This is a genomic window from Neptunitalea chrysea, from assembly GCF_027924145.1.
Lineage (GTDB): Bacteria > Bacteroidota > Bacteroidia > Flavobacteriales > Flavobacteriaceae > Neptunitalea > Neptunitalea chrysea.
Window position 1 is genome coordinate 1 of record NZ_BRVP01000019.1, and the last position, 21,926, is coordinate 21,926.

Consider the following 21,926-nt stretch of genomic DNA (forward strand, 5'->3'; position numbering starts at 1 on the left):
ATCTACAACAATTAATTGTAATGTGGTGGTGCTGTAACATCCATAAACCATATTCTCTACCTTTACATATAAGGTCTCACCTCCACTTATACTATTCACGTAGTTACTAGATAATGGGTCAATATTGTTCTCTAAATTAAACATACTTTGATAATACACCACATTGTATCCCGTCTGAGCATTTAAAATTTCAGCGTTTTTCTGATTTAACGAAAAATCAGCAAAACCGTCACCGTCATCATCACAACCATACAAAGGTGTTGGATCTACAGGTTCCGGTTTATCGTAAACTTCAATTTCAAAAGAGTTTAAACTGTAGCAACCAGTAGTTCCGTTATCAAGACGTACAAAAATATCCTCTAAATAAGCATTTCCATTAGTATAAGTATCTGGATTTGTAATTTCATTATTTCCAGCTTGTGCATCTGCGAAATTATCATAAAAAGATATACTAACCCCTACTTGCCCATTAATAATATAATCAGACAACGTAGTAAGATCAAATTCTTCGTAACCATCATTTCCGCTCTCATCACACAAACCAATACCATCTATAGAACTTAACATACTAGGTACATCATGATATGTAATCTCAATAGAAGTAATAGATGTATTACCTATACTATTTGTAACTTCAAGACTATATTCACCCGATTGCCCCATAGGAACTGTATAAGTACCTCCAGTAGCTCCGGCAATTACCTCTGGTCCTACTCCATTGGTATAATCCAAATCATCATAATACCACTGATAACTTGTAATTTGCCCAGAAGTTGAAGAAGTAATAGTTACTGTCTCTCCGTCACAAGGATCTGTCTCAGCTGATAACGACGGTTCTAATACAGAACAGTCTGTACTACCAGAACCCGATTCAATTAAACTAATGGTTCCAGCGGCACCATTAAAATTAGTAATTAAAAGAATATAAATTTCTCCTGCTTGCGCTCCGGATATAGTAAATTGTTCAGTAGCCGATCCCGAATAACTACATCCGACTTCATTTCCAGAATTTAAATTAGCAGAACCACAAGAGGCTTCAGATGTAAAAGGCCCCCACGCAATAAAATCTACATCAATAGGGGTTCCTGAGTTACTCGTTTGGCTAATGTCAAAAGTTATATCTCCACTAGTTCCTATCTGCAGGTAATACCATGCAGGATTAGGTTCAGATCCTAAACAACCATAATCTATACCACTCTCTGCAGTAGAACCATCACTTACATTATCAAAATTTAAAGAACCGTTCGCATCTGCACAAAAAGGTTGAATATCTGCACAAGTAGAACCACCTTGAGCCTGAACATAGCTTAAGCTTAAAACAAAAAATATAAATAGGTATAAATATTTATTCATCGATATCATTTAGTTTAGAGATTAATCAATAAAGGAAAAATAATTCCATTCAGTTGTTTTTTCACATGCGCCAGAGCTAATAACTAGTCTGTACTTAAAACATTTAGCCATCATCTTAATATGATACACTTTTTGCTCTCCTTTAGCCTCTTCTATTTTCATCTTAAAAGAGTCTCTAAAATCTTTAGCGTGTATTTCGTTCCAGCAATCTAAAACGGGTACAACTTCAATCTGAACATTAGAATCAGTGAAGTTTAATTTAGAAAAGTCCCAAGCAAATGTTGCATATTTATCTCTGTTAGATAAGAGCTCATCGCATTTTTTAATCTCAAAACTGTACATAAAATCACAAGTATTTGTAGATTTTTGAGCAAACCCTTGGACAAACACCAAAAACACAGGTAAAAACAATAATAATCTTTTCATCTTGTTAACGGGAAAATAAAATATGTTAATTAATTCGGTTTCGTTAGTTCATTAACAGTTTCATAATAATTAAGCCTTCCATCTATAAAACAATAAAAAAACTTTATAATGATTAACTTATCATTAAATTGTATTGTTATAAACTTCAATATATCATCATTATTGTTAACTAATTATTGCTAACAGGGTCGAAATTTAACAATTTTTAAGTAATTTATAGCTTTTTTCTAAATATTTTGTCATTATTTAACTAACAGGAATTAAATGCAGATTACGTATCTTTGCATCTTTGACTTAAGATTGAATACATGAAAATTGATAAAGCTTTAGAGCAACGTTTTGAAGAGATTGGTGATAACCATATAGCTTCTTCTGCAGATACTCCTTTAAGAAAGGACGCTTTTGACCTTTCGGATGATGAAAAGATGGAACGTATAGAAAGCAACGTCTACGATATACTAGAAACGTTAGGAATGGATCTCACTGATGACAGTTTAAAAGGAACCCCTAGAAGGGTAGCTAAAATGTTTGTAAGAGAAATTTTTGGAGGTTTAAATCCTGATAAAAAACCTAATGCTTCTACTTTCGAAAATAAGTATAAGTATAACGAAATGTTGGTAGAAAAGAACATTGTTTTATATTCTACTTGCGAACACCATTTACTACCTATAGTAGGAAGAGCCCATGTTGGATATATTTCTAATGGTAATGTTGTTGGTTTATCTAAAATGAACCGTATTGTTGACTATTACGCTAAAAGACCTCAGGTTCAAGAACGCTTAACTATGCAAATAGTGCAAGAACTGCAACGTATCTTAAATACAGATGATGTTGCTTGTGTAATTGATGCTAAACACTTATGCGTTAATTCAAGAGGTATTAGAGATATTGAAAGTAGCACCGTTACAGCTGAGTTTGGTGGTAAATTTAAAGATGAAGCTACACGTAAAGAGTTTTTAAATTACATTAATTTAACTACCGAATTCTAAATTTTACTACAACGCAAAAAATAAACAATTTTTTTAGTCATCATTTCCTAAAACTAAAATAGAATGCAACCTTATAAAGAGCAGGAAATACAAGTTTACAATTCCATATCGGGAAAAAAAGAAAAATTTATTTCAATTCACGAAGGTTATGTAGGTATGTATGTCTGCGGACCAACAGTATATAGCAACGTCCATCTTGGTAACGTTAGAACGTTTATGTCGTTCGATTTAATATTCAGATATTTTAAACATTTAGGATATAAAGTTCGTTATGTGCGAAATATTACAGATGCAGGACATTTGGAAAATGATGCAGATGAAGGAGAAGATAGAATTGCTAAAAAAGCAAGATTGGAACAAATTGAACCGATGGAAGTTGTTCAACGGTATACAGTTGATTTCCACAATATTTTAGATAAATTCAATTTTCTACCTCCTAGTATTGAGCCTACTGCTACCGGACATATTATTGAACAAATTGAAATTATTAAGGATATTCTTGAAAAAGGATATGCTTACGAAATAAACGGATCTGTTTATTTTGATGTGGTAAAGTATAACGAAGATCACCAATATGGTACCTTAAGTAAGCGTAATATTGAGGATATGATTCATAACACTCGTGAATTAGACGGACAGAGTGACAAGAAAAATCCTCAAGATTTTGCATTATGGAAAAAAGCCGAACCACAGCATATTATGAGATGGCCTTCTCCATGGAGTGACGGATTCCCAGGATGGCACCTTGAATGTACCGCAATGAGCACAAAGTATTTAGGCGAACACTTTGATATTCATGGTGGTGGAATGGATCTTAAGTTTCCGCATCACGAATGTGAGATTGCGCAAGCTGAAGCATGTAATGGTCACAATCCTGTAAATTATTGGATGCACGCCAATATGCTTACCCTAAATGGTAAAAAAATGGCCAAGTCTACCGGTAATAACATTTTACCAAATGAATTATTTACAGGTGACAACCCTAATTTAACGAAAGCATACACGCCCAATGTTGTTAGGTTCTTTATTTTACAGGCACACTATAGGAGTATTTTAGATTTTAGTGATGACGCATTACTTGCAGCTGAAAAAGGATATAATAGATTAGCTGAAGGATTAAAGTTAGTAGATAAACTTACTACTTCTTCAAACTCTTCTATAGACATAGCGAAATGGAAACAAAGTTGTTACGACGCTATGAATGATGACTTTAATTCTCCTATTGCCATTGCAAACTTATTTGATGCTGTTAAGTACATCAACCTTATTAAAGACGGTAAGGAAACCATCACAGTTGAAGACTTGAATACATTACAAACAACATTAGAACATTTTGCACATGATATTCTTGGGTTAATTAAAAGCAATGAAGGAGGAAGTTCTTCATCAAGTAACAAGAAAGCATTATCGGGTTCTGTTGAGCTTTTAATAAAATTAAGAGCTGAAGCACGGGCTAATAAAAACTGGGAATTATCTGACCAAATTAGAGATGAGCTTTTAGAAGCCGGTATTCAACTTAAAGACAGTAAAGAAGGTACAACCTTTACTATTATATAATTACAATGAAAGGAGTTATGCATTTTTTAAAACAAGTAAGTATAACTCCTTTTATTTTGTTAATTAAGTTCTACAAAAGATTTATTTCTCCCTTCACTCCTGCTACCTGTAGATACACCCCTACTTGTTCTACTTATGCATTAGAAGCACTAAAAAAGTACGGTATTTTTAAGGGTGGCTGGTTAGCATTAAAAAGAATTATAAGTTGCAACCCATGGGGAGGATCTGGACACCATCCGGTTCCGTAATTTTATTTTCAAATTATAATAACTTTAGATTAATTGATATTCTATATCTTTAGAGCAAAATTTTAGCACACATGACCTTTTACAGTATTACGTGGAATCCAAGTGAAATATTAGCCGATCTTGGCATTATACAAATAAGATATTATAGTTTAATGTTTGTGGTAGCCTTTACTTTAGGCTGGTTTATAATGAAAAGAATTTTTATTAATGAAAACCAAAGCTTAGATAAATTAGACTCCCTTTTTGTATATACTGTATTAGCTACACTTATTGGAGCACGCTTAGGGCATGTGATTTTTTACCAGCCAGAATTATTTGAAGAAGATTGGGTGCAAGTATTTTTACCTATAAGAACAAAACCGAGTTTTGAATTCACAGGATTTTCAGGCTTAGCTAGTCATGGTGCGGCAATTGGTGTTATTATAGCCATGTTTTTTTATATTAGAAAATACAAAGACATTAAATTATTATGGCTTTTAGATCGCATTGTTATACCTGTTAGTATAGGTGGTGTATTTGTAAGATTAGGAAATTTTATGAATTCAGAAATCTTAGGGACAGTAACCAAAAAATCATTTCCATTAGCTGTACAATTTGTAAGAGGTGAAGAAAACCTAAATAAGTATGACGCAATGCGTATAACAGGTGCTAAAACAGCCAACGAAGCGTACAAACTTATTGGTAACGATCCTAAATATGCTGAAATTTTAAACAGCATACCATATAGACATCCCGCTCAAATATATGAGGCAATCTCCTATGTATTCGTCTTCTTATTATTATGGTTTCTGTATTGGAAAACGAACAAGAAAAATGAACCTGGATACATTTTTGGGCTATTTCTTGTTTTATTATGGACAGTGAGATTCTTAGTGGAGTACGTAAAACAAAGTCAGGGTGGTTTAGAAAGCACCTTTCATAACATACTCTCTACAGGACAACTTTTAAGTATTCCGTTTATTTTGGTTGGTTTCTATATGATGTTTAGAAAAAATAAGACTGAATTTTTTTCATAATCTCTAATTAACAAACTATGGAAAACTATGAAAAAGTACACAACCAAAATAGTAATCGGATTAATATCTTTAGGTTTCCTGTCATCATATGTCATATCTACATATAAAGGCTATAAAAATCAAAATCAAAGTATTACGGTAAAAGACATCCCTTTCACTAAGGAAGGTAATCTTCAAATACTAGATTCGACAGAAACTATTCTAAAGAATCTTGAGATTGAAATAGCAAATACCGACTATGAAACACAAACCGGGCTCATGTACAGAAGTACCATGAAAGAAAATAGAGGCATGCTATTTGTTTTCAACAAAGAGGCTATGCATTCCTTCTACATGAGGAATACTAAAATTCCTTTAGATATTATATACATAAATAAAGATTTTGAGATTGTAAGTGCTGCAAAGAATACAATACCTTTTGATAAGACTTCTTTACCATCAGAATACCCTGTAATGTATGTCTTAGAAATTAACGGTGGTAAAATGGATGAATGGAATATTTCTATAGGTGATAAAATTGCTTTTACTAAGGATTAAAAAACACTTCTCTTCCTTATCCACTTAAATAAACAGTACTGTTTTTAAACGTATCATTATTGCAAAGTCTATAAGTGTAAAACAATAACTTATCATACAACATTATCATTTTTATAACATAACACAATTCTGCAATCTCACAAATACGAGTATTTTTGTATCTTAATTTACAGCATATGAATTTAGCAGATATAAAATTGATTGCAACTGATATGGACGGGACATTACTAGATACCAAAGGAAATGTTCACCCTAAATTTTTTCATCTTTATAAGGAATTAAAAAAACACGACATTCATTTTGTAGCTGCCAGTGGTAGACAATACCATAGCATTGTTAGTAAACTAGACCAAATAAAAGATGAAATAACCGTTATCGCAGAAAACGGTGCCGTTACCAAAAAACAAGAAGACGTTTTATTACTTACAGGATTAACTAAGCAAGAGGTTGAAGACTTAGTTACCATGTTAAGAGCTTTTAACGATAATGAAATCTTCTATGTTTTATGCGGTAAAAATCAAGCTTATATTGAACAACAAGACGAAAACTTCATTAATTTTTTTCAGGAATACTACTTTAAATTTCAATTAGTCGAAGATTTGTGCAAAGTAGAAAATGATGACTTTCTAAAAATAGCCATCTTTTGCGCTAAAGGTTCTGAAAACCATTTATATCCGAAAGTAAAACATCTTGAAGGTAAACTACAAGTAAAAGTATCTGGTGAAGTATGGTTAGATTTATCACATATGAATGCAAACAAAGGTTTTGCCTTATCTAAATTACAAAACCAGTTAGGCATTTCTCAAGAAGAGACTTTAGTATTTGGAGATTATAACAACGATCTTGAAATGTTTGCTCAAGCAGGTATTAGCATTGCCATGAAAAATGCGCATCCCAATATTTTAAATGCCGCAACCTATATTACCAAAAGCAATGATGAGCAAGGTGTAGAACATATTTTAGAGCAATTATTAGAAGCTAAACTCAACAAATTTAAATAATTAATTAAGCTGTTTTAACTCCCGAAAGCTGTTATCACAATTTTTCTAGAACCACCGTAATCTCTATGCTCGCATAAATACACACCTTGCCATGTACCTAAATTTAGATTTCCTCTTGTTATAGGTATTTGTACACTAGCGCCCATAAGTGACGATTTTATATGAGCCGGCATATCATCCGAACCTTCATACGTATGTATATAGTAAGGGGCATTTTCTGGCACCATAACATTCATATGACTTTCAAAATCCTTACGTACCGTTGGGTCTGCATTTTCATTAATGGTGAGACTAGCAGATGTATGTTTTATAAACACTTGTAACATCCCTACATTAATATGCTTTAATTCAGGAAATTCTCTTTCTATAATATCCGTTATAAGATGAAATCCTCTTTTATAACTAGGTAGTCTTATTTCTTTTTGAAAAAATTGCATCACAAAATATACCGTTACGTTTTTTGATGTTTTTTCTTAGCCGCAGGGAATAACACGTTATTAAGTATTAATCTATACCCCGGTGAATTAGGATGCAGCTCTAATTCAGTTTTCGGATCTCCTACTTTATGCTGATAATCTTCAGGGTCATGCCCTCCGTAGAATGTAAAAAAGCCTTTCCCTTTAACTCCATGAATATAACGAGCCTCCCCATTACTTCTATTCTCTCCCATAATAAGAACAGTAGGTTTAATTTCACTTCTATCGAAACTAGTAGTTTGCCCCATGAATCCTTTCACCAATGCTGTATGATTTTGACAAAGCATAGTAGGCACAGGATCCCATTTTGCTGAAAATTCCATAAGAGTAAAGTAGTCTAAATCCATTGGAATTTTTCTTTTGGTGGTCATATCTATGGTAGAAAACTCATATTTCAAAGGGCTTCTTTCTAAAGTAAAATCCGTAAAAGCAAAAGTATTACTATAATCAAGCTTAGCTTGATAATTAGGTGCGGAAGGATCGCCGTCAAACATAGGTTCACAAATATCTACTCCCTCTGCAGCAAGAGCAATATCAAAACTATCTGTAGCAGAACACATAGCAAACATAAACCCTCCTCCTATCACATAATCTCTAATTTTTAGCGCCACTGCCAATTTCTCTTCTGAAACCTTATTATAGCCTAATTTTGTAGCTAGCGCCTCCGCTTGTTTCTTATCCTCTATATACCAAGACGCTGCTCTATAATGTCCATAAAACTTACCATACTGCCCAGTAAAATCTTCGTGATGTAGGTGCAACCAATCATACATCAATAACTCATTATTCAATACCTCTTCATCATAAACGGTGGTATACGGTATTTCGGCATAGGTTAACACCATAGTAACAGCATCATCCCACGGTAAATTACCCTTAGGCGAATACACTGCTATCTTAGGAGCCTTTTCTAAAATAACAGCCTCCATATTCTGTGACGGACTAGCTATCTCTTCCAGAATACTTTCTCCTTCTGCATTAGATATTACTTCATAACTAACCCCTCTAATTGTACACTCTTTACGTACATCACTATCATCGGCCATTAAAAAAGAGCCTCCTCTATAATTTAAAAGCCATTGTACTTTATGCTGCTTATTAAGCACCCAATAGGTTATTCCATAAGCTTTTAAATGATCGTGTTGCGACTCGGCGTCCATAGGTATTAAAATAAAATTTGCCGATGCTACCATATAGTTTAAAACCAAAAAGGTAAAGAGAATACAGCCCTTTACCTTTTTAGTATCATGTATTTTATGTAATAATTTAAAACGGAACTTCATCATCACTTGGATTAAAATTATCGTTCATACTACTACCAAACGCCTCATTAGCATTAGGCAATCCTTTTACAGAAAAGTTATCTTCTCCTTCATTCATTTTAGACTGAAATTCAAAAGGCGTATCAAACTCATCTAAATTATCAAATTTACCCAAATGACCAAGGAATTTTAACCTAATATTATCTAACCCACCATTTCTGTGTTTAGCTACAATAAACTCCCCTTGGTTAGCAGTAGGAGAACGTTCCTCATCATCCCACTCTTCTATTTTATAATATTCGGGTCTATAAATAAACGACACAATATCGGCATCCTGCTCAATTGCTCCAGATTCCCTAAGATCTGAAAGTAACGGACGTTTACTTCCTCCTCTGGTTTCTACTGCACGAGACAACTGAGAAAGTGCTATAACAGGTACATTCAATTCTTTAGCAAGCGCCTTCAAGTTACGAGAAATCATCGATATTTCTTGCTCCCTGTTTCCTCCCTTAGAAGTACCTCCAGCAGTCATTAACTGCAGGTAATCAATCACAATTAACCTAATACCATGTTGAGAAGCTAAACGACGAGCCTTCGCCCTTAAGTCAAAAATAGAAAGTGATGGTGTATCATCAATAAATAGAGGAGCTTTTTCTAAACTCTTTACCTTTACATTTAACTGCTCCCATTCGTGCTTTTCTAATTTACCGGTACGCAATTTTTCTGAAGAAAGCCCTGTTTCAGATGAAATCAAACGCGTAATTAACTGTACCGATGACATCTCCAAAGAAAAGAACGCTACCCCAATATTTTGATCTACCGCAATATTACGCGCCATAGATAAAGTTAACGCTGTTTTACCCATACCAGGACGGGCTGCAACAATAATTAAATCACTCGGTTGCCATCCCGATGTTAATGCATCCAATTTATGAAATCCGGTAGGTACACCACTTAACCCTTCTTTATTAGAAATTTCTTCAATCTTTTTCTTTGCCTGAAGTACTAAACTCATAGCAGATTCCGAAGATTTTTGAATATTCCCTTGAGTTACTTCATAAAGCTTAGCCTCCGCATTATCTAAAAGATCAAACACATCAGTGGTTTCATCGTAAGCCTCTTCTATAATTTCAGAAGAAATTTTAATTAGCTGACGCTGAATATATTTTTGAAGTATAATACGTGAATGAAACTCAATATGTGCTGATGAAGATACTTTTTGAGTTAATTGAATAAGATAAAAATCTCCTCCTACAGCTTCTAATTTCCCATCCTTTTTTAACTGAGTGGAAACTGTTAACAAGTCAATTGGCTCTGTAGACTCGAAAAGTTTTATGATAGATTCAAAAATAATTCTATGACTCTCTTTATAAAAAGCCTCAGCGTGTAAAATATCAATTACCTCATCAACGCCTTTTTTATCAATCATCATTGCCCCAATTACAACCTCTTCTAAATCAATAGCTTGAGGAGGTAATTTACCTTTACCTAAGGCAATAACATCTCCACTTAATTCTTTGTATGATTGTATTGGTTTGGTGTTTTCCATAAATACGAAAGTATTAAAATGATATTGTTAAGCAGCTAAAAAACACTTCTATAGTATTCACCACTCTTCAACAATTACAGTGTTTATAACTTTTATTTTTTGTTAATAACAAAAAAAACCGAAGTATATTACTTCGGTTTCTGTATATACTTTATTACTATCAGGGTTATTCTTTATAAACACCCATGTTAAAATATTTTTCCATCCTCTTGTCTACAAGCTCCAAAACGGGTAGATCTTTTAACTCATTATAAGAATCCACAATTGCTTTAGTTACAGATTCAAAAGTAGCCTCTCTATCAGAATGCGCTCCACCAAGTGGCTCCTTAATAATATCATCTACTAAATGAAGCTTTTTCATATCAGGAGCAGTAAGCTTAAGTACTTCTGCTGCTGTTTCTTTATACTCCCAGGTTCTCCATAAAATAGATGAACAAGACTCAGGAGAAATAACAGAATACCAAGTATTCTCTAACATCATTACTTTATCTCCAACCCCTATTCCTAAAGCCCCGCCTGAAGCTCCTTCACCAATAATAAATACAATTACAGGAACTTTTAGGCGCGTCATTTCAAGTATATTTCTAGCTATAGCTTCACCTTGTCCTCTTTCTTCTGCCTCAATTCCAGGATATGCCCCCGGAGTATCTATAAAGGTAACAACTGGAATATCAAATTTCTCGGCCATTTTCATTAAGCGTAATGCTTTACGATATCCTTCCGGATTAGCCATACCAAAGTTTCTATATTGACGGGTTTTGGTATTATAGCCTTTCTGAGTACCAATAAACATGTAGCTCTGATCCCCTATTTTACCCAATCCACCAATCATGGCTTTGTCATCCTTTACATTTCTATCTCCGTGAAGTTCAAAAAATGTATCTCCGCAAATCGCTCTTATATAATCAAACGTATACGGACGAGAAGGATGTCTTGACAATTGCACACGTTGCCATGCAGTAAGATTTTTATATATATCCTTTTTGGTATTAATAAGTTTCTTTTCTATTTTTTTGCAAGTATCAGTCACATCCACTTCACTTTCTTCTCCAATAACCTGACATTTTGTTAACTGTTCTTCCAGTTCTTTAATGGGTAATTCAAAATCTAAATATTCCATTAGTTTTATTTTAAATTATGTTAGCTTACAAATATAGAATTTTCTCTACAACTCAACTTGTCTGAATTGGTGTTTTTCTCTTTTTTCTGTTTTTCAAATAACCGTTTAACAAAACTGTCGAAAAAATAATCAAACCTCCTACGTAAAATCCCACACTCATTTTCTCAGATTCATTTAAAAATAAATATGCTAAAATTATTCCGTACACTGGCTCTAAATTAATTGTTAGCATTACCGTATACGGACTTAAAAAACGCATTACTTTCACAGAATTCATAAAAGCATAAGCCGTACAAAGCACTCCTAGTACTAAAAGCGCTAAAAAATCATTCAAGGAAAGATCTAAAACAGAAAATATAAAGTTAGGTGTCTTTATAAATAACAGTACACTCACAAAAAGAACACCAAATAATAATTCGTAAAATGATATTACACTTGCTTCATATTCCTTTGCCATCCTCCCGTTTAAAATAGAGAATAAAGCAGACAACAAGGCTGCCAATAAAGCCAATACTATTCCTAATATATAATGTGTATTTAAATTAAAGATAAAAAGTAAACCAATAATGGTTATACCTCCTAAAATTAATTCATAGGGCACTATTTTTCTTTTGTAAATAACAGGCTCTAAAATAGCGGTAAAAAAAGCTCCTGTAGATAAACAAATTAAGGTTACTGAAACATTAGAAGCCTTAATAGCTGCAAAAAAACTAATCCAATGCAATGCTATAATACATCCTGCAAAAAAGAACTTAATCAGCATTTTAAAAGTTAGTTTCACTCGTTGCCTCTTAACAAGTAATACTAGCCCCAAAACAACTACCGAAATTAAAATACGATACCAAACAAGAGGCAAGGCATCAATAGAAATAATTGCTCCAAGTACGGCAGTAAAACCCCAAAGAAATACAATGAAGTGTAGGTGCAGATAGTTTTTTAATTTATCGCCTAGCATTCCTAACTAAAACTACCGCTAATAAGCCAAAAAATACAATAGGAATAGCAACTGCTAACATTGGAGGGAATCCGGACTGTTCTGCTAAAACTCCAAATACCTTATCAAAAAAGATAAATATAAATGCTACAGCCACACCAAAAAGCAAGTTTATCCCCATACCGCCTCTTCGTTTCATAGAAGATACTGCTACAGCAATTAGTGTTAAAATAAATGCCGTAAGCGGAGCACTCCACCTTTTATATAGGTTGAATTGATACATACTAATATTAGCTGAACCTTTTAGTTTTTCTCTTTCTATAAAAGTGTTTAACTCCAATAAATTCTTTGTGTCGGCTACATAAGATACGGGCACCAAGTCTTCCGCTTTAAATTCAAAGAGGGTATCTTTCTTTCGCTTCGTTTCAATAATGTCTTCACGTTCACCAATAGTTCTCTTAACATAATTGTTAAGCGTATACACACTATCTTTTATTTTAATAGACTGAGCAGCTATTTTATATACCATTCTATTACCATCAAAATGCTCTAGTGTAAAATCATATCCGGTCGCATTCGATTTATTAAAACTTCGTACATAAATTATCTCGTTATCATTAATCTGATTAAATAGAGCTCTATTGTTTTTATTATTATTTCTATTCTTATGAATATAAACCTGTCTAAACTCATTATACCCCTTACTTGCTTGTGGCACAATAAACATCCCCATAAAAAACACTACTATAGCCACTAAAGTAGCACCTATTAAATAAGGTCTTAAGAAACGCATAAAAGAAACACCAGAACTTAAAATAGCTATAATTTCTGTATTATTAGCGAGTTTAGAAGTAAACCAAATGATAGATAAAAACAAGAAAAACGGAAAAAGTAGGTTGGCGTAATGCAAAGTAAAATGAAAGTAGTACCATAATATAGCACTCATAGGAGCCTGTTGCTCTATCATTTTATCTACATTTTCAGAAATATCAATCATGATACCTATAGGTACAAAAAGTACCAACATTAATGTAAATGTTACAAGATATCTTCTAAGAATATACCAATCTATTATTTTCACTACAAGCGTTTATTCATTTGTTGAACCATAGTATTTTTCCATGCAGAAAAATCCCCTGCTAAAATATGTTTTCTTGCCTCACGAACCAACCATAAATAGAACCCTAAATTATGAATTGACGCTATTTGCTTTCCTAAAAACTCATTAGCTGCAAATAAATGACGTAAATAGGCCTTTGTATAATAGGTATCAACAAAAGTTATGCCCATTTCATCTATTGGAGAAAAATCATCTTCCCATTTTTTATTTTTTATATTAATGGTTCCATGAGCAGTAAATAACATTCCGTTACGAGCGTTACGCGTAGGCATTACACAATCGAACATATCTACCCCTAATGCAATATTCTCTAAAATATTAATAGGCGTACCCACTCCCATAAGGTATCTAGGTTTTTCCTCTGGTAATATATTACAAACCACATCTGTCATAGCATACATCTCTTCTGCGGGCTCCCCTACAGACAATCCTCCAATGGCATTTCCAGCGGCACCAGCATTGGCTATATATTCTGCAGACTGCATTCGTAAATCCTTATAAGTAGATCCCTGTACAATAGGAAATAAAGTTTGTTCGTAACCGTATTTAGGTTCCGTCTCATTCAAACGGTTAATACATCTATCTAGCCATCTATGCGTCATATGCATAGATCTTTTTGCATAACTATAGTCACAAGGGTAAGGTGTACATTCATCAAATGCCATAATAATATCAGCACCTATACTACGCTGAATATCCATTACATTTTCGGGAGTAAAGAAATGATATGAACCATCTATATGACTCTTAAACTTAACCCCTTCTTCTTTAATCTTTCTGTTATCGGAAAGGGAATATACCTGATATCCTCCACTGTCGGTTAAGATATTCCGATCCCAATTCATGAATTTATGTAAACCACCTGCTTTCTCAAGAATATCAATTTGCGGTCGTAAATATAAATGATAGGTATTCCCTAAAATAATATCTGGATTAATCTCCTCCTTTAATTCTCTCTGATGCACCCCCTTAACAGTACCAACAGTACCTACCGGCATAAATATCGGAGTTTCTATAACACCATGATCTGTAGTAATTTTTCCAGCTCTGGCCTTCGTTCCTTCACACTTTTTCTCTAAATCAAATATCATTCGAAAAACTTCTCTTTTTTAAACCCGCAAATATAGACAACCACAGCGTTTTTTTCTCTTAAAACCATCAAATAAGTTTATTAATTATACAAATAGTAAAATTTGGAATCAATTTTTTATAAATAATAAGTGCGTTTTTTACATTTATTTATATATTTCAAATAAAGATTCGTTATAGTTTTATAACTATAATTTTGTACTCGTAATTCAATTAACGTATTTTAGCGGTAATAAATAAAAAAAACATGTCTAATAAACAACAGCTTAACGATCTAGTAGTACAAGTTCGAAGAGACATCGTTCGAATGGTACATAAAGTAAATTCAGGTCACCCAGGGGGATCTTTGGGATGTACAGAATTTCTTGCAGCACTTTACAACGAAATAATGGAAGTAAAGGATGAATTTAAGATGGATGGTATTGGAGAAGATTTATTCTTCTTATCTAACGGACACATCTCTCCTGTCTTCTATAGTGTTTTATCCAGAAAAGGATATTTTCCAGTAGAAGAACTAAGTACTTTCCGTTTAATCAACTCTAGATTACAAGGTCACCCTACTACACATGAAGGATTGCCGGGAATACGTATTGCATCAGGATCACTAGGACAAGGCATGTCTGTTGCTTTAGGTGCCGCCGAAGCAAAAAAACTTAACAAAGACAGCCACTTAGTATATACATTACATGGTGATGGTGAATTACAGGAAGGTCAAAACTGGGAAGCCATCATGTACGCAGGATCTAAAAAAATTGACAACTTGATTTCTACAGTAGATTATAACGGTCAGCAAATTGACGGATCTACGAAAGAAGTTATGGATATGGGCGATCTTAAAGCTAAATTTGAAGCTTTTGGATGGGACGTTCTTGATATTGAAAAAGGAAATGACCTTGAAGCTATTATTGAAGGTATGAATGCGGCGAAAGCCAAAACAGGTAAAGGTAAACCTGTTTGTGTATTATTACATACCGTAATGGGTAATGGGGTTGACTTTATGATGGGTACTCACGAATGGCACGGTAAAGCGCCTAACGATGCTCAATTAGAAAGTGCTTTAGCACAAAACCCTGAAACTTTAGGTGATTATTAATATTTCCTTTTTTTAAAAAGACAATTATGAAAAAATACACATATACAGAGAAAAAAGATACAAGAAGTGGTTTTGGCGCCGGTCTTGCTGAGCTTGGTAGAACAAATGATAAAGTTGTAGCTCTTTGTGCCGACCTTACTCCTTCTCTTAAAATGGCTGAGTTTATCAAAGAAAACCCAGAGCGTTTTTTCCAAATTGGTATTGCAGAAGCAAACATGATGGGAATTGCTGCTGGTTTAACTATTGGTGGATATATTCCTTTTACTGGTACATTTGCTAACTTCTCTACCGGTAGAGTTTATGACCAAATTCGTCAAAGTATAGCTTATTCTGGTAAAAACGTAAAAATATGTGCTTCTCATGCAGGAGTTACCTTAGGGGAAGACGGTGCTACACACCAAATTCTTGAAGATATAGGGTTAATGAAAATGCTTCCGGGCATGACAGTAATCAACCCATGTGATTATAACCAAACCAAAGCTGCTACTATTGCCATTGCAGCGCATGAAGGTCCTGTTTACCTTCGTTTTGGTAGACCATCTATTCCTATCTTCACACCAGCTGACCAGAAATTCGAAATTGGAAAAGCGGTTATGTTTAATGAAGGTACAGATGTTACTATTATTGCTACAGGTCACTTAGTTTGGGAAGCTATTCAGGCAGGTGAAGTACTTGCTGAAAAAGGCATTTCTGCTGAAATTATAAACATTCACACTATTAAACCATTAGACGAAGAAGCTATCATAACATCTGCTGCTAAAACAGGCTGCGTTGTTACTTGTGAAGAACATAACTACCTTGGTGGTCTAGGAGAAAGTGTTGCTGGCTTATTAGCAACTAAACTACCTACTCCACTAGAGTTTGTTGCTACTATGGATACTTTTGGAGAATCTGGTACACCAGCTCAATTAATGGAAAAATATGGCTTAAGCAGTAGTGCTATAATTGAAAAAGCAGAAAAAGTAATTGCTCGTAAAAACTAATATTATTTAGTTATTTCCATATTTAAAAATCCTGTAGATATCTAGATATCTACAGGGTTTTTAAATATTTCACTAAACAATTATAGAGAAAACCTTTTTTAAGTAGTTGCTACCTCTATATTACGTTTTTTTTTATCTGTTTTTGCCACTTCAGAAAAAACTTCTAAATCCGCTTCTACCTGATTTCTTAGTAAATCATCAAACGTTTCTCGCTTTCTAATCAATTGCGCTTTGCCATTATACCAAAGCACCTCAGCAGGTCTGTAACGAGAGTTATAATTACTAGTCATAGTAAAACAATACGCTCCCGAATTTTTAAAACGTAGTATATCTCCTTCGTTAATTTCCGCTATTCTTCTATTGTTACCAAATGTATCGGTCTCACAGATATATCCTACTACCGAATAAAAACGTTCTCTTCCTTCCGGATTGGAAATATTTTCAATCTGATGATATGAATTGTAAAACATAGGACGTATTAAATGGTTAAAACCACTATCAATACCCGCAAATACAGTAGAAGTAGTTTGTTTCACTACATTTACTTTTGCCAAAAAGCTTCCTGCTTCACTTACCAAAAACTTACCAGGTTCAAAAGCTAAGGTTAATTCTTTTCCATAATCTGTACAAAACTCATTAAATCTAGCAGATAACTTTTCACCTAGCTCTTCAATATTCGTTTCAATATCTCCAGGTTTGTAAGGTACCTTAAATCCACTTCCAAAATCTACAAACTCTAAGTCTTTAAATTGTTTTGCAGTATCAAATAAAATTTCGGCAGCATACAAAAATACTTCAATATCTAAAATATCACTACCCGTATGCATATGAATACCATTCACTCTCATTTTGGTATTATCAACAATCCGTAATAAATGAGGTATCTGATGTATACTAATACCAAATTTAGAATCTATATGACCAACAGAAATATTGCTATTACCACCTGCCATCACATGCGGATTAATACGAATACAAACAGGTATACTGGGGTGCTTACTACCAAACTGTTCCAATATTGACAAGTTATCTATATTGATCTGAACACCTAACTTAGCTACCTCTTCTATTTCTTCTAAAGAAACACCATTTGGTGTATAGATAATTCTATGCGGCTCGAAACCGGCTATAATACCAAGCTTTACTTCTTGTATTGAAACCGTATCTAAACAGCTACCAAGCGTTTTTAATAGCTTTAAAATTGATATATTGGAAAGTGCCTTAACAGCATAGTTAAGTCTTAAATTAGAAACATTACTAAAAGCCCCAGTTAATCTATTATATTGGCTTATGATTTTATCTGCATCATATACATATACCGGACTCCCATATTCACCGGCTATATTCAACAAGTCGTTATGTGTCATTTTAAACAATTTTAATCAAAAGTAAAATAGTCTCATAAACTCTAAAAATTTTTAAATGAAATAAATAAAAATAAAACAAATTGTTACAAATACAACGATTGATAAGTTTTAGACACAAATACAACCTCTTTTACAGACTAAATCACATAATTTTTTTTAAAATATCTGTAACATTCACAAGCTTCTAAAGTCTTATTGGGTATTATGAAGTTAAGTCAAGTTTTTGAGAATATAAGAATTGCTTTTGATGCGATCAAAAGCCAGATATTAAGAACCATTTTAACTGTTCTAATTATTTCTATTGGTATTACAGCTTTGGTAAGTATCTTAAGTGTTGTTAGTGCCCTTGAAAATACGATTAGAAATGACTTTGCTTCCATGGGAGCTAACACCTTTTACCTTACTAGATATAGTAGTGATTACAGAGCTGAAGGTTCTGGAGAAAAAGTTAAGATTAATCCTCAAATCACCTATGCACAGGCAACTGATTTTAAAGAAAAATTTGCATATGCGTATGCTGAAACTAGTATTTCTTTTACAGCTACAGGTGCTGCCGAAGTAAAATATCAGAATGAAAAAACCGATCCCGAAGTTTCTGTATTGGGAGTAGATGAATTCTACACTACGAATAGTGGTTTAGCTGTAGATAGCGGTAGAAACTTCTCACCTACCGATATTAAAAACAACATATATGTATGCATTTTAGGTTCTTCTTTTAAAGACAAATTATTTAAAGATATAAATCCTATTGGTAAAACTATTAGTGTACGAGGTGCTCGTTTTAAAGTAATTGGTATTTTAGAAGAAAAAGGTTCTACTTTTGGTAATAACCAAGATAATCGTGTGTTAATACCAATTCAATTAGCACGTTCTATATATTCTCTGCCTAATATTAATTATAGCGTTAGCGTTAAAGTAAGTCAAAAAGAATTTTTAGAAACCTCTGTAGATGACGCAACCTTAATTTTTAGAAATATACGATCTTTAACTCCTATTGAAGATAATGACTTTGGCATAAGAAGATCAGACGATTTGATAAACCGTATTACCAGTACCATAGACTATTTAAAATACGCCGGATATATTATTGGCGCCATTACCATTTTTGGCTCCTCTATAGCCCTTTTAAACATCATGCTCGTTTCAGTGACTGAAAGAACCCGAGAAATTGGTATTAGAAAAGCCTTGGGTGCAAAGAAAAACACTATCGTATCTCAATTTTTTGTAGAAACTATGATGATTGCACAAATAGGTGCCTTAGTAGGTATTTTACTAGGTATTCTTATAGGTTTCGCAATTTCAAAAGGGATAAAATTCGATTTTATAATTCCTTGGTCAGCAATTATAGCCGCTGTAATTATCTCTGGGGTGGTTGCCCTTATCTCTGGCTTATACCCAGCCATTAAAGCTGCTAAATTAGACCCTGTAGAAGCTTTACGTTATGAATAAGGTTAACCAATAACAGTACTAAAATGATTATATAATTCACCTTTTGATATAACCGCCCCCTGTTGTATCAAAGTAAATATATCCATTTTTTTATCTACTGAATATGCCTTATTTGCTTTAAAGACACGAACTGTATCTTCTTTACAATTAGCAATAAGCCATTCCATACCTTTATTAGTGGTTAAATCTATAGCTACATTGCTAACCTTAAAAGCAATAAGTTTCATATCCTTTTCACCAAAATAAAATAAGAAAATGTTTTGTTGGTCAACTTTATCGGCATACACTACATTCTCCAATACTTTCTCCCATACCAAATCGCTAAAAATATCTATTTCCTGCTCTGCTACATCAGGAGATTCTATTTTTATTTTATTCCATTCATCGGCCGTAATTTGTTGAGTGGCTAAAAATCTAGAAAACTCCTCGTGCATTTCTTCCAGTTGCTCTTTTGTCAATCGAGAATATTTCATAAAATAAATTTTGGCAAAAATATAATTTTGTACTCAAAATATTACAAAAGGTTTATTATATTTAAGATTTCATAACCTAAACCAAATGCTAACTATCAAAAAGTTAATTATATACCTTTCATTTTTATATGTTTTTATAGGGTACTCACAAAGTTCTTCTATTTCATTATACTCTCAATTTAGTGGAAGATATGATTACACTACGATAGGTAATACGTTAAATACGATCGAAAATAATACCATAGGAAGCCCATGTACTATATTAACAAGTTCATCGGCATCCCTGTCGCTTTCAACAGGTGATACCGTGGAAGCTGCCTATTTATATTGGGCTGGTTCAGGTTCGGGTGATTTTGACGTTACTTTAAACGGGCAATCATTATCCGCCCAACGAACCTTTAACCTTACTTATAGTGGACGCACATATTTTTCAGGTTTTACAGATGTAACCACTTTGGTGCAAAATACCGGTTCGGGCACCTATACCCTATCCGATTTAGACTTAACTACCTTAATTACTACCGATCCCTTATATTGCAACAATGCCACCAATTTTGCAGGATGGGCAATTGTCATCGTATTGCAAAACGATTCATATCAATTAAGAGATATAAATATATATGACGGTTTTGAAATAGTACCGAGTAGTATTGATATCGTTTTGAATAATTTACAGGTTTATGACACACAGGGCTCTAAAATTGGTTTTTTAGCTTGGGAAGGCGACGCACTATTGGCAACAGAAACGTTAACCATTAACGGAACTATAGTTGATAATTTACCAAACAATCCAGCTAATAATGTTTTTAACGGAACGAATTCATTTACCGGAATTTCTGATCTATATAATATGGATATAGATTACTATAATTTAGAAAACTATATTTCCACTAACGACACAAGCCTCAGCATATCTCTTACTTCCTATCAAGATGTTGTAATTGTAAACAATATTGTAACTGTTTTAAATAGCTTTGTAATACCAGATGCAGCTGTTCAAATAAATAGTTCTACAATAAATTGTGACAGTAGAGAGGCTGCTATAGACTTTTCGGTAACCAATTACAATAGCTCAGGGGAATTACCGACGGGCACAACAATTAGTATATACGTAGACGGACAATTATTAGAGAGTATGGTTACCTCTAATAGTATTACCCCAGATGAGGAGGAGTATTTCACGGTGTTATTATCTATTCCAAATACGGTACCAGACGACTTTACAGTAACGATTATTGTAGATGAAAATAATTTAGTTGATGAATATGAAGAAACGAATAACTCATCTACTCTAGATTTAGCTATTCGCTACTCTCCCGAAATTCCGCAACTCGCTAATATGACTTCGTGTGACCTTGGACATAATTCGGCAATCTTTAATCTAGAATCCCTACTCCCAGCTGTAACCGACATTACATTTACTGGTTTTTTCACATCGGAAGATAATGCCATGTACCTAACAAATGAAATACTAACCCCTACAACTTACACAAGTACTGCAAATCCACAAACCATTTACTTCAGATATGATAATGATTATTGTTATTCAATAGGTTCCTTTGAACTTTCAGTATACAATTGCCCACCTATAATTCCACAAGGCTTTTCTCCTAATGGAGATACCAAAAATGATTATTTCAATATTCAGGGATTATGGACCGTTTTTGACAAGTTCGATTTAAAAATATACAATAGGTATGGCTCCTTATTATATCAAGGTAATCAAAATACTGAACCTTGGAACGGAATTGCCAACACTAATATGATGATCGGTAAAACAGCAACTGTGGGCACCTATTTTTATGTTCTTCGATTAGAAGACGAATTATTTAACGTTTATACCGGATGGGTTTATTTAAACAAATAAATCTAAATTAAAATAAT

At 33.5% G+C, this 21,926-nt stretch carries 21 protein-coding genes; 10 read left to right on the top strand and 11 right to left on the bottom strand.

The window, feature by feature from the left end:
- Both NBRC110019_RS13055 and NBRC110019_RS13060 read right to left on the bottom strand, forming a co-directional pair.
- Positions 1-1,353, bottom strand: a 1,353-nt coding sequence (locus NBRC110019_RS13055) for a PKD domain-containing protein (protein WP_281755553.1), incomplete at its 3' end; no start/stop codon positions are given.
- A gap of 21 nt (positions 1,354-1,374) precedes the next feature.
- The gene (locus NBRC110019_RS13060; RefSeq protein ID WP_281755554.1) at positions 1,375-1,779 is read right to left on the bottom strand and encodes a hypothetical protein; all 405 of its coding nucleotides are present in this window, start codon (positions 1,777-1,779) and stop codon (positions 1,375-1,377) included.
- 308 nt (positions 1,780-2,087) lie between these two features.
- Between NBRC110019_RS13060 and folE the strand changes: the two genes are divergently transcribed.
- The 6 genes from folE to NBRC110019_RS13090 all read left to right on the top strand — a co-directional run bounded on the left by folE (position 2,088) and on the right by NBRC110019_RS13090 (position 7,127).
- Complete coding sequence (gene folE / locus NBRC110019_RS13065; protein ID WP_281755555.1) at positions 2,088-2,768, top strand: GTP cyclohydrolase I FolE; 681 nt, start codon at positions 2,088-2,090, stop codon at positions 2,766-2,768.
- Positions 2,769-2,831: 63 nt separating this feature from the next.
- A complete protein-coding gene (gene cysS / locus NBRC110019_RS13070; RefSeq protein ID WP_281755557.1) occupies positions 2,832-4,325 on the top strand; it encodes a cysteine--tRNA ligase in 1,494 nt (497 codons plus the stop codon).
- Between the two features lie 5 nt (positions 4,326-4,330).
- A complete protein-coding gene (yidD, locus tag NBRC110019_RS13075) occupies positions 4,331-4,573 on the top strand; it encodes a membrane protein insertion efficiency factor YidD (RefSeq protein ID WP_281755559.1) in 243 nt (80 codons plus the stop codon).
- A gap of 71 nt (positions 4,574-4,644) precedes the next feature.
- A complete protein-coding gene (gene lgt / locus NBRC110019_RS13080; protein ID WP_281755561.1) occupies positions 4,645-5,589 on the top strand; it encodes a prolipoprotein diacylglyceryl transferase in 945 nt (314 codons plus the stop codon).
- A 27-nt stretch (positions 5,590-5,616) separates the two neighbouring features.
- Entirely contained in the window at positions 5,617-6,126 is a 510-nt protein-coding gene (locus NBRC110019_RS13085; RefSeq protein WP_281755563.1) for a DUF192 domain-containing protein, read from the top strand.
- 176 nt (positions 6,127-6,302) lie between these two features.
- Entirely contained in the window at positions 6,303-7,127 is an 825-nt protein-coding gene (locus tag NBRC110019_RS13090) for an HAD family hydrolase (protein ID WP_281755565.1), read from the top strand.
- A 14-nt stretch (positions 7,128-7,141) separates the two neighbouring features.
- Here NBRC110019_RS13090 and NBRC110019_RS13095 read toward each other — a convergent pair whose 3' ends face one another.
- The 7 genes from NBRC110019_RS13095 to tgt form a co-directional block, all read right to left on the bottom strand.
- The gene (locus NBRC110019_RS13095; protein ID WP_281755645.1) at positions 7,142-7,564 is read right to left on the bottom strand and encodes a secondary thiamine-phosphate synthase enzyme YjbQ; all 423 of its coding nucleotides are present in this window, start codon (positions 7,562-7,564) and stop codon (positions 7,142-7,144) included.
- A 14-nt stretch (positions 7,565-7,578) separates the two neighbouring features.
- Entirely contained in the window at positions 7,579-8,796 is a 1,218-nt protein-coding gene (locus NBRC110019_RS13100) for an asparagine synthetase B (protein WP_281755567.1), read from the bottom strand.
- Positions 8,797-8,869: 73 nt separating this feature from the next.
- The gene (gene dnaB / locus NBRC110019_RS13105; RefSeq protein ID WP_281755569.1) at positions 8,870-10,414 is read right to left on the bottom strand and encodes a replicative DNA helicase; all 1,545 of its coding nucleotides are present in this window, start codon (positions 10,412-10,414) and stop codon (positions 8,870-8,872) included.
- 166 nt (positions 10,415-10,580) lie between these two features.
- A complete protein-coding gene (locus tag NBRC110019_RS13110) occupies positions 10,581-11,534 on the bottom strand; it encodes an acetyl-CoA carboxylase carboxyltransferase subunit alpha (RefSeq protein ID WP_281755570.1) in 954 nt (317 codons plus the stop codon).
- A 52-nt stretch (positions 11,535-11,586) separates the two neighbouring features.
- Positions 11,587-12,489, bottom strand: a complete 903-nt coding sequence (locus tag NBRC110019_RS13115; RefSeq protein WP_281755572.1) for a DMT family transporter — start codon at positions 12,487-12,489, stop codon at positions 11,587-11,589.
- Positions 12,476-13,549, bottom strand: a complete 1,074-nt coding sequence (locus NBRC110019_RS13120) for an LptF/LptG family permease (protein ID WP_281755574.1) — start codon at positions 13,547-13,549, stop codon at positions 12,476-12,478. Before NBRC110019_RS13120 ends, NBRC110019_RS13115 begins: the two co-directional genes overlap by 14 nt.
- On the bottom strand, positions 13,549-14,679 hold the full coding sequence (gene tgt / locus NBRC110019_RS13125; protein ID WP_281755576.1) for a tRNA guanosine(34) transglycosylase Tgt: 1,131 nt from the start codon (positions 14,677-14,679) through the stop codon (positions 13,549-13,551). The genes NBRC110019_RS13120 and tgt overlap by 1 nt, the downstream gene beginning before the upstream one ends.
- Positions 14,680-14,924: 245 nt before the next feature.
- Between tgt and NBRC110019_RS13130 the strand changes: the two genes are divergently transcribed.
- Positions 14,925-15,770 carry a transketolase gene (locus NBRC110019_RS13130; protein ID WP_281755578.1) on the top strand — a complete coding sequence of 282 codons (846 nt, stop codon included), beginning with the start codon at positions 14,925-14,927 and terminating at the stop codon, positions 15,768-15,770.
- A gap of 26 nt (positions 15,771-15,796) precedes the next feature.
- Positions 15,797-16,753, top strand: coding sequence for a transketolase family protein (locus NBRC110019_RS13135; protein WP_281755580.1), 957 nt, complete (start codon positions 15,797-15,799; stop codon positions 16,751-16,753).
- A 98-nt stretch (positions 16,754-16,851) separates the two neighbouring features.
- Here NBRC110019_RS13135 and lysA read toward each other — a convergent pair whose 3' ends face one another.
- Positions 16,852-18,120, bottom strand: coding sequence for a diaminopimelate decarboxylase (gene lysA, locus NBRC110019_RS13140; protein ID WP_281755582.1), 1,269 nt, complete (start codon positions 18,118-18,120; stop codon positions 16,852-16,854).
- A 204-nt stretch (positions 18,121-18,324) separates the two neighbouring features.
- On the opposite strand from lysA, the gene NBRC110019_RS13145 reads away from it, so the two are divergent.
- A complete protein-coding gene (locus NBRC110019_RS13145) occupies positions 18,325-19,569 on the top strand; it encodes an ABC transporter permease (protein ID WP_281755584.1) in 1,245 nt (414 codons plus the stop codon).
- A 2-nt stretch (positions 19,570-19,571) separates the two neighbouring features.
- Here the strand turns inward: NBRC110019_RS13145 and NBRC110019_RS13150 are convergent, their stop codons facing one another.
- Complete coding sequence (locus NBRC110019_RS13150; RefSeq protein ID WP_281755586.1) at positions 19,572-20,042, bottom strand: DUF6495 family protein; 471 nt, start codon at positions 20,040-20,042, stop codon at positions 19,572-19,574.
- A gap of 85 nt (positions 20,043-20,127) precedes the next feature.
- On the opposite strand from NBRC110019_RS13150, the gene NBRC110019_RS13155 reads away from it, so the two are divergent.
- Positions 20,128-21,909 carry a T9SS type B sorting domain-containing protein gene (locus NBRC110019_RS13155; protein WP_281755588.1) on the top strand — a complete coding sequence of 594 codons (1,782 nt, stop codon included), beginning with the start codon at positions 20,128-20,130 and terminating at the stop codon, positions 21,907-21,909.
- Positions 21,910-21,926: the final 17 nt, after the last annotated feature.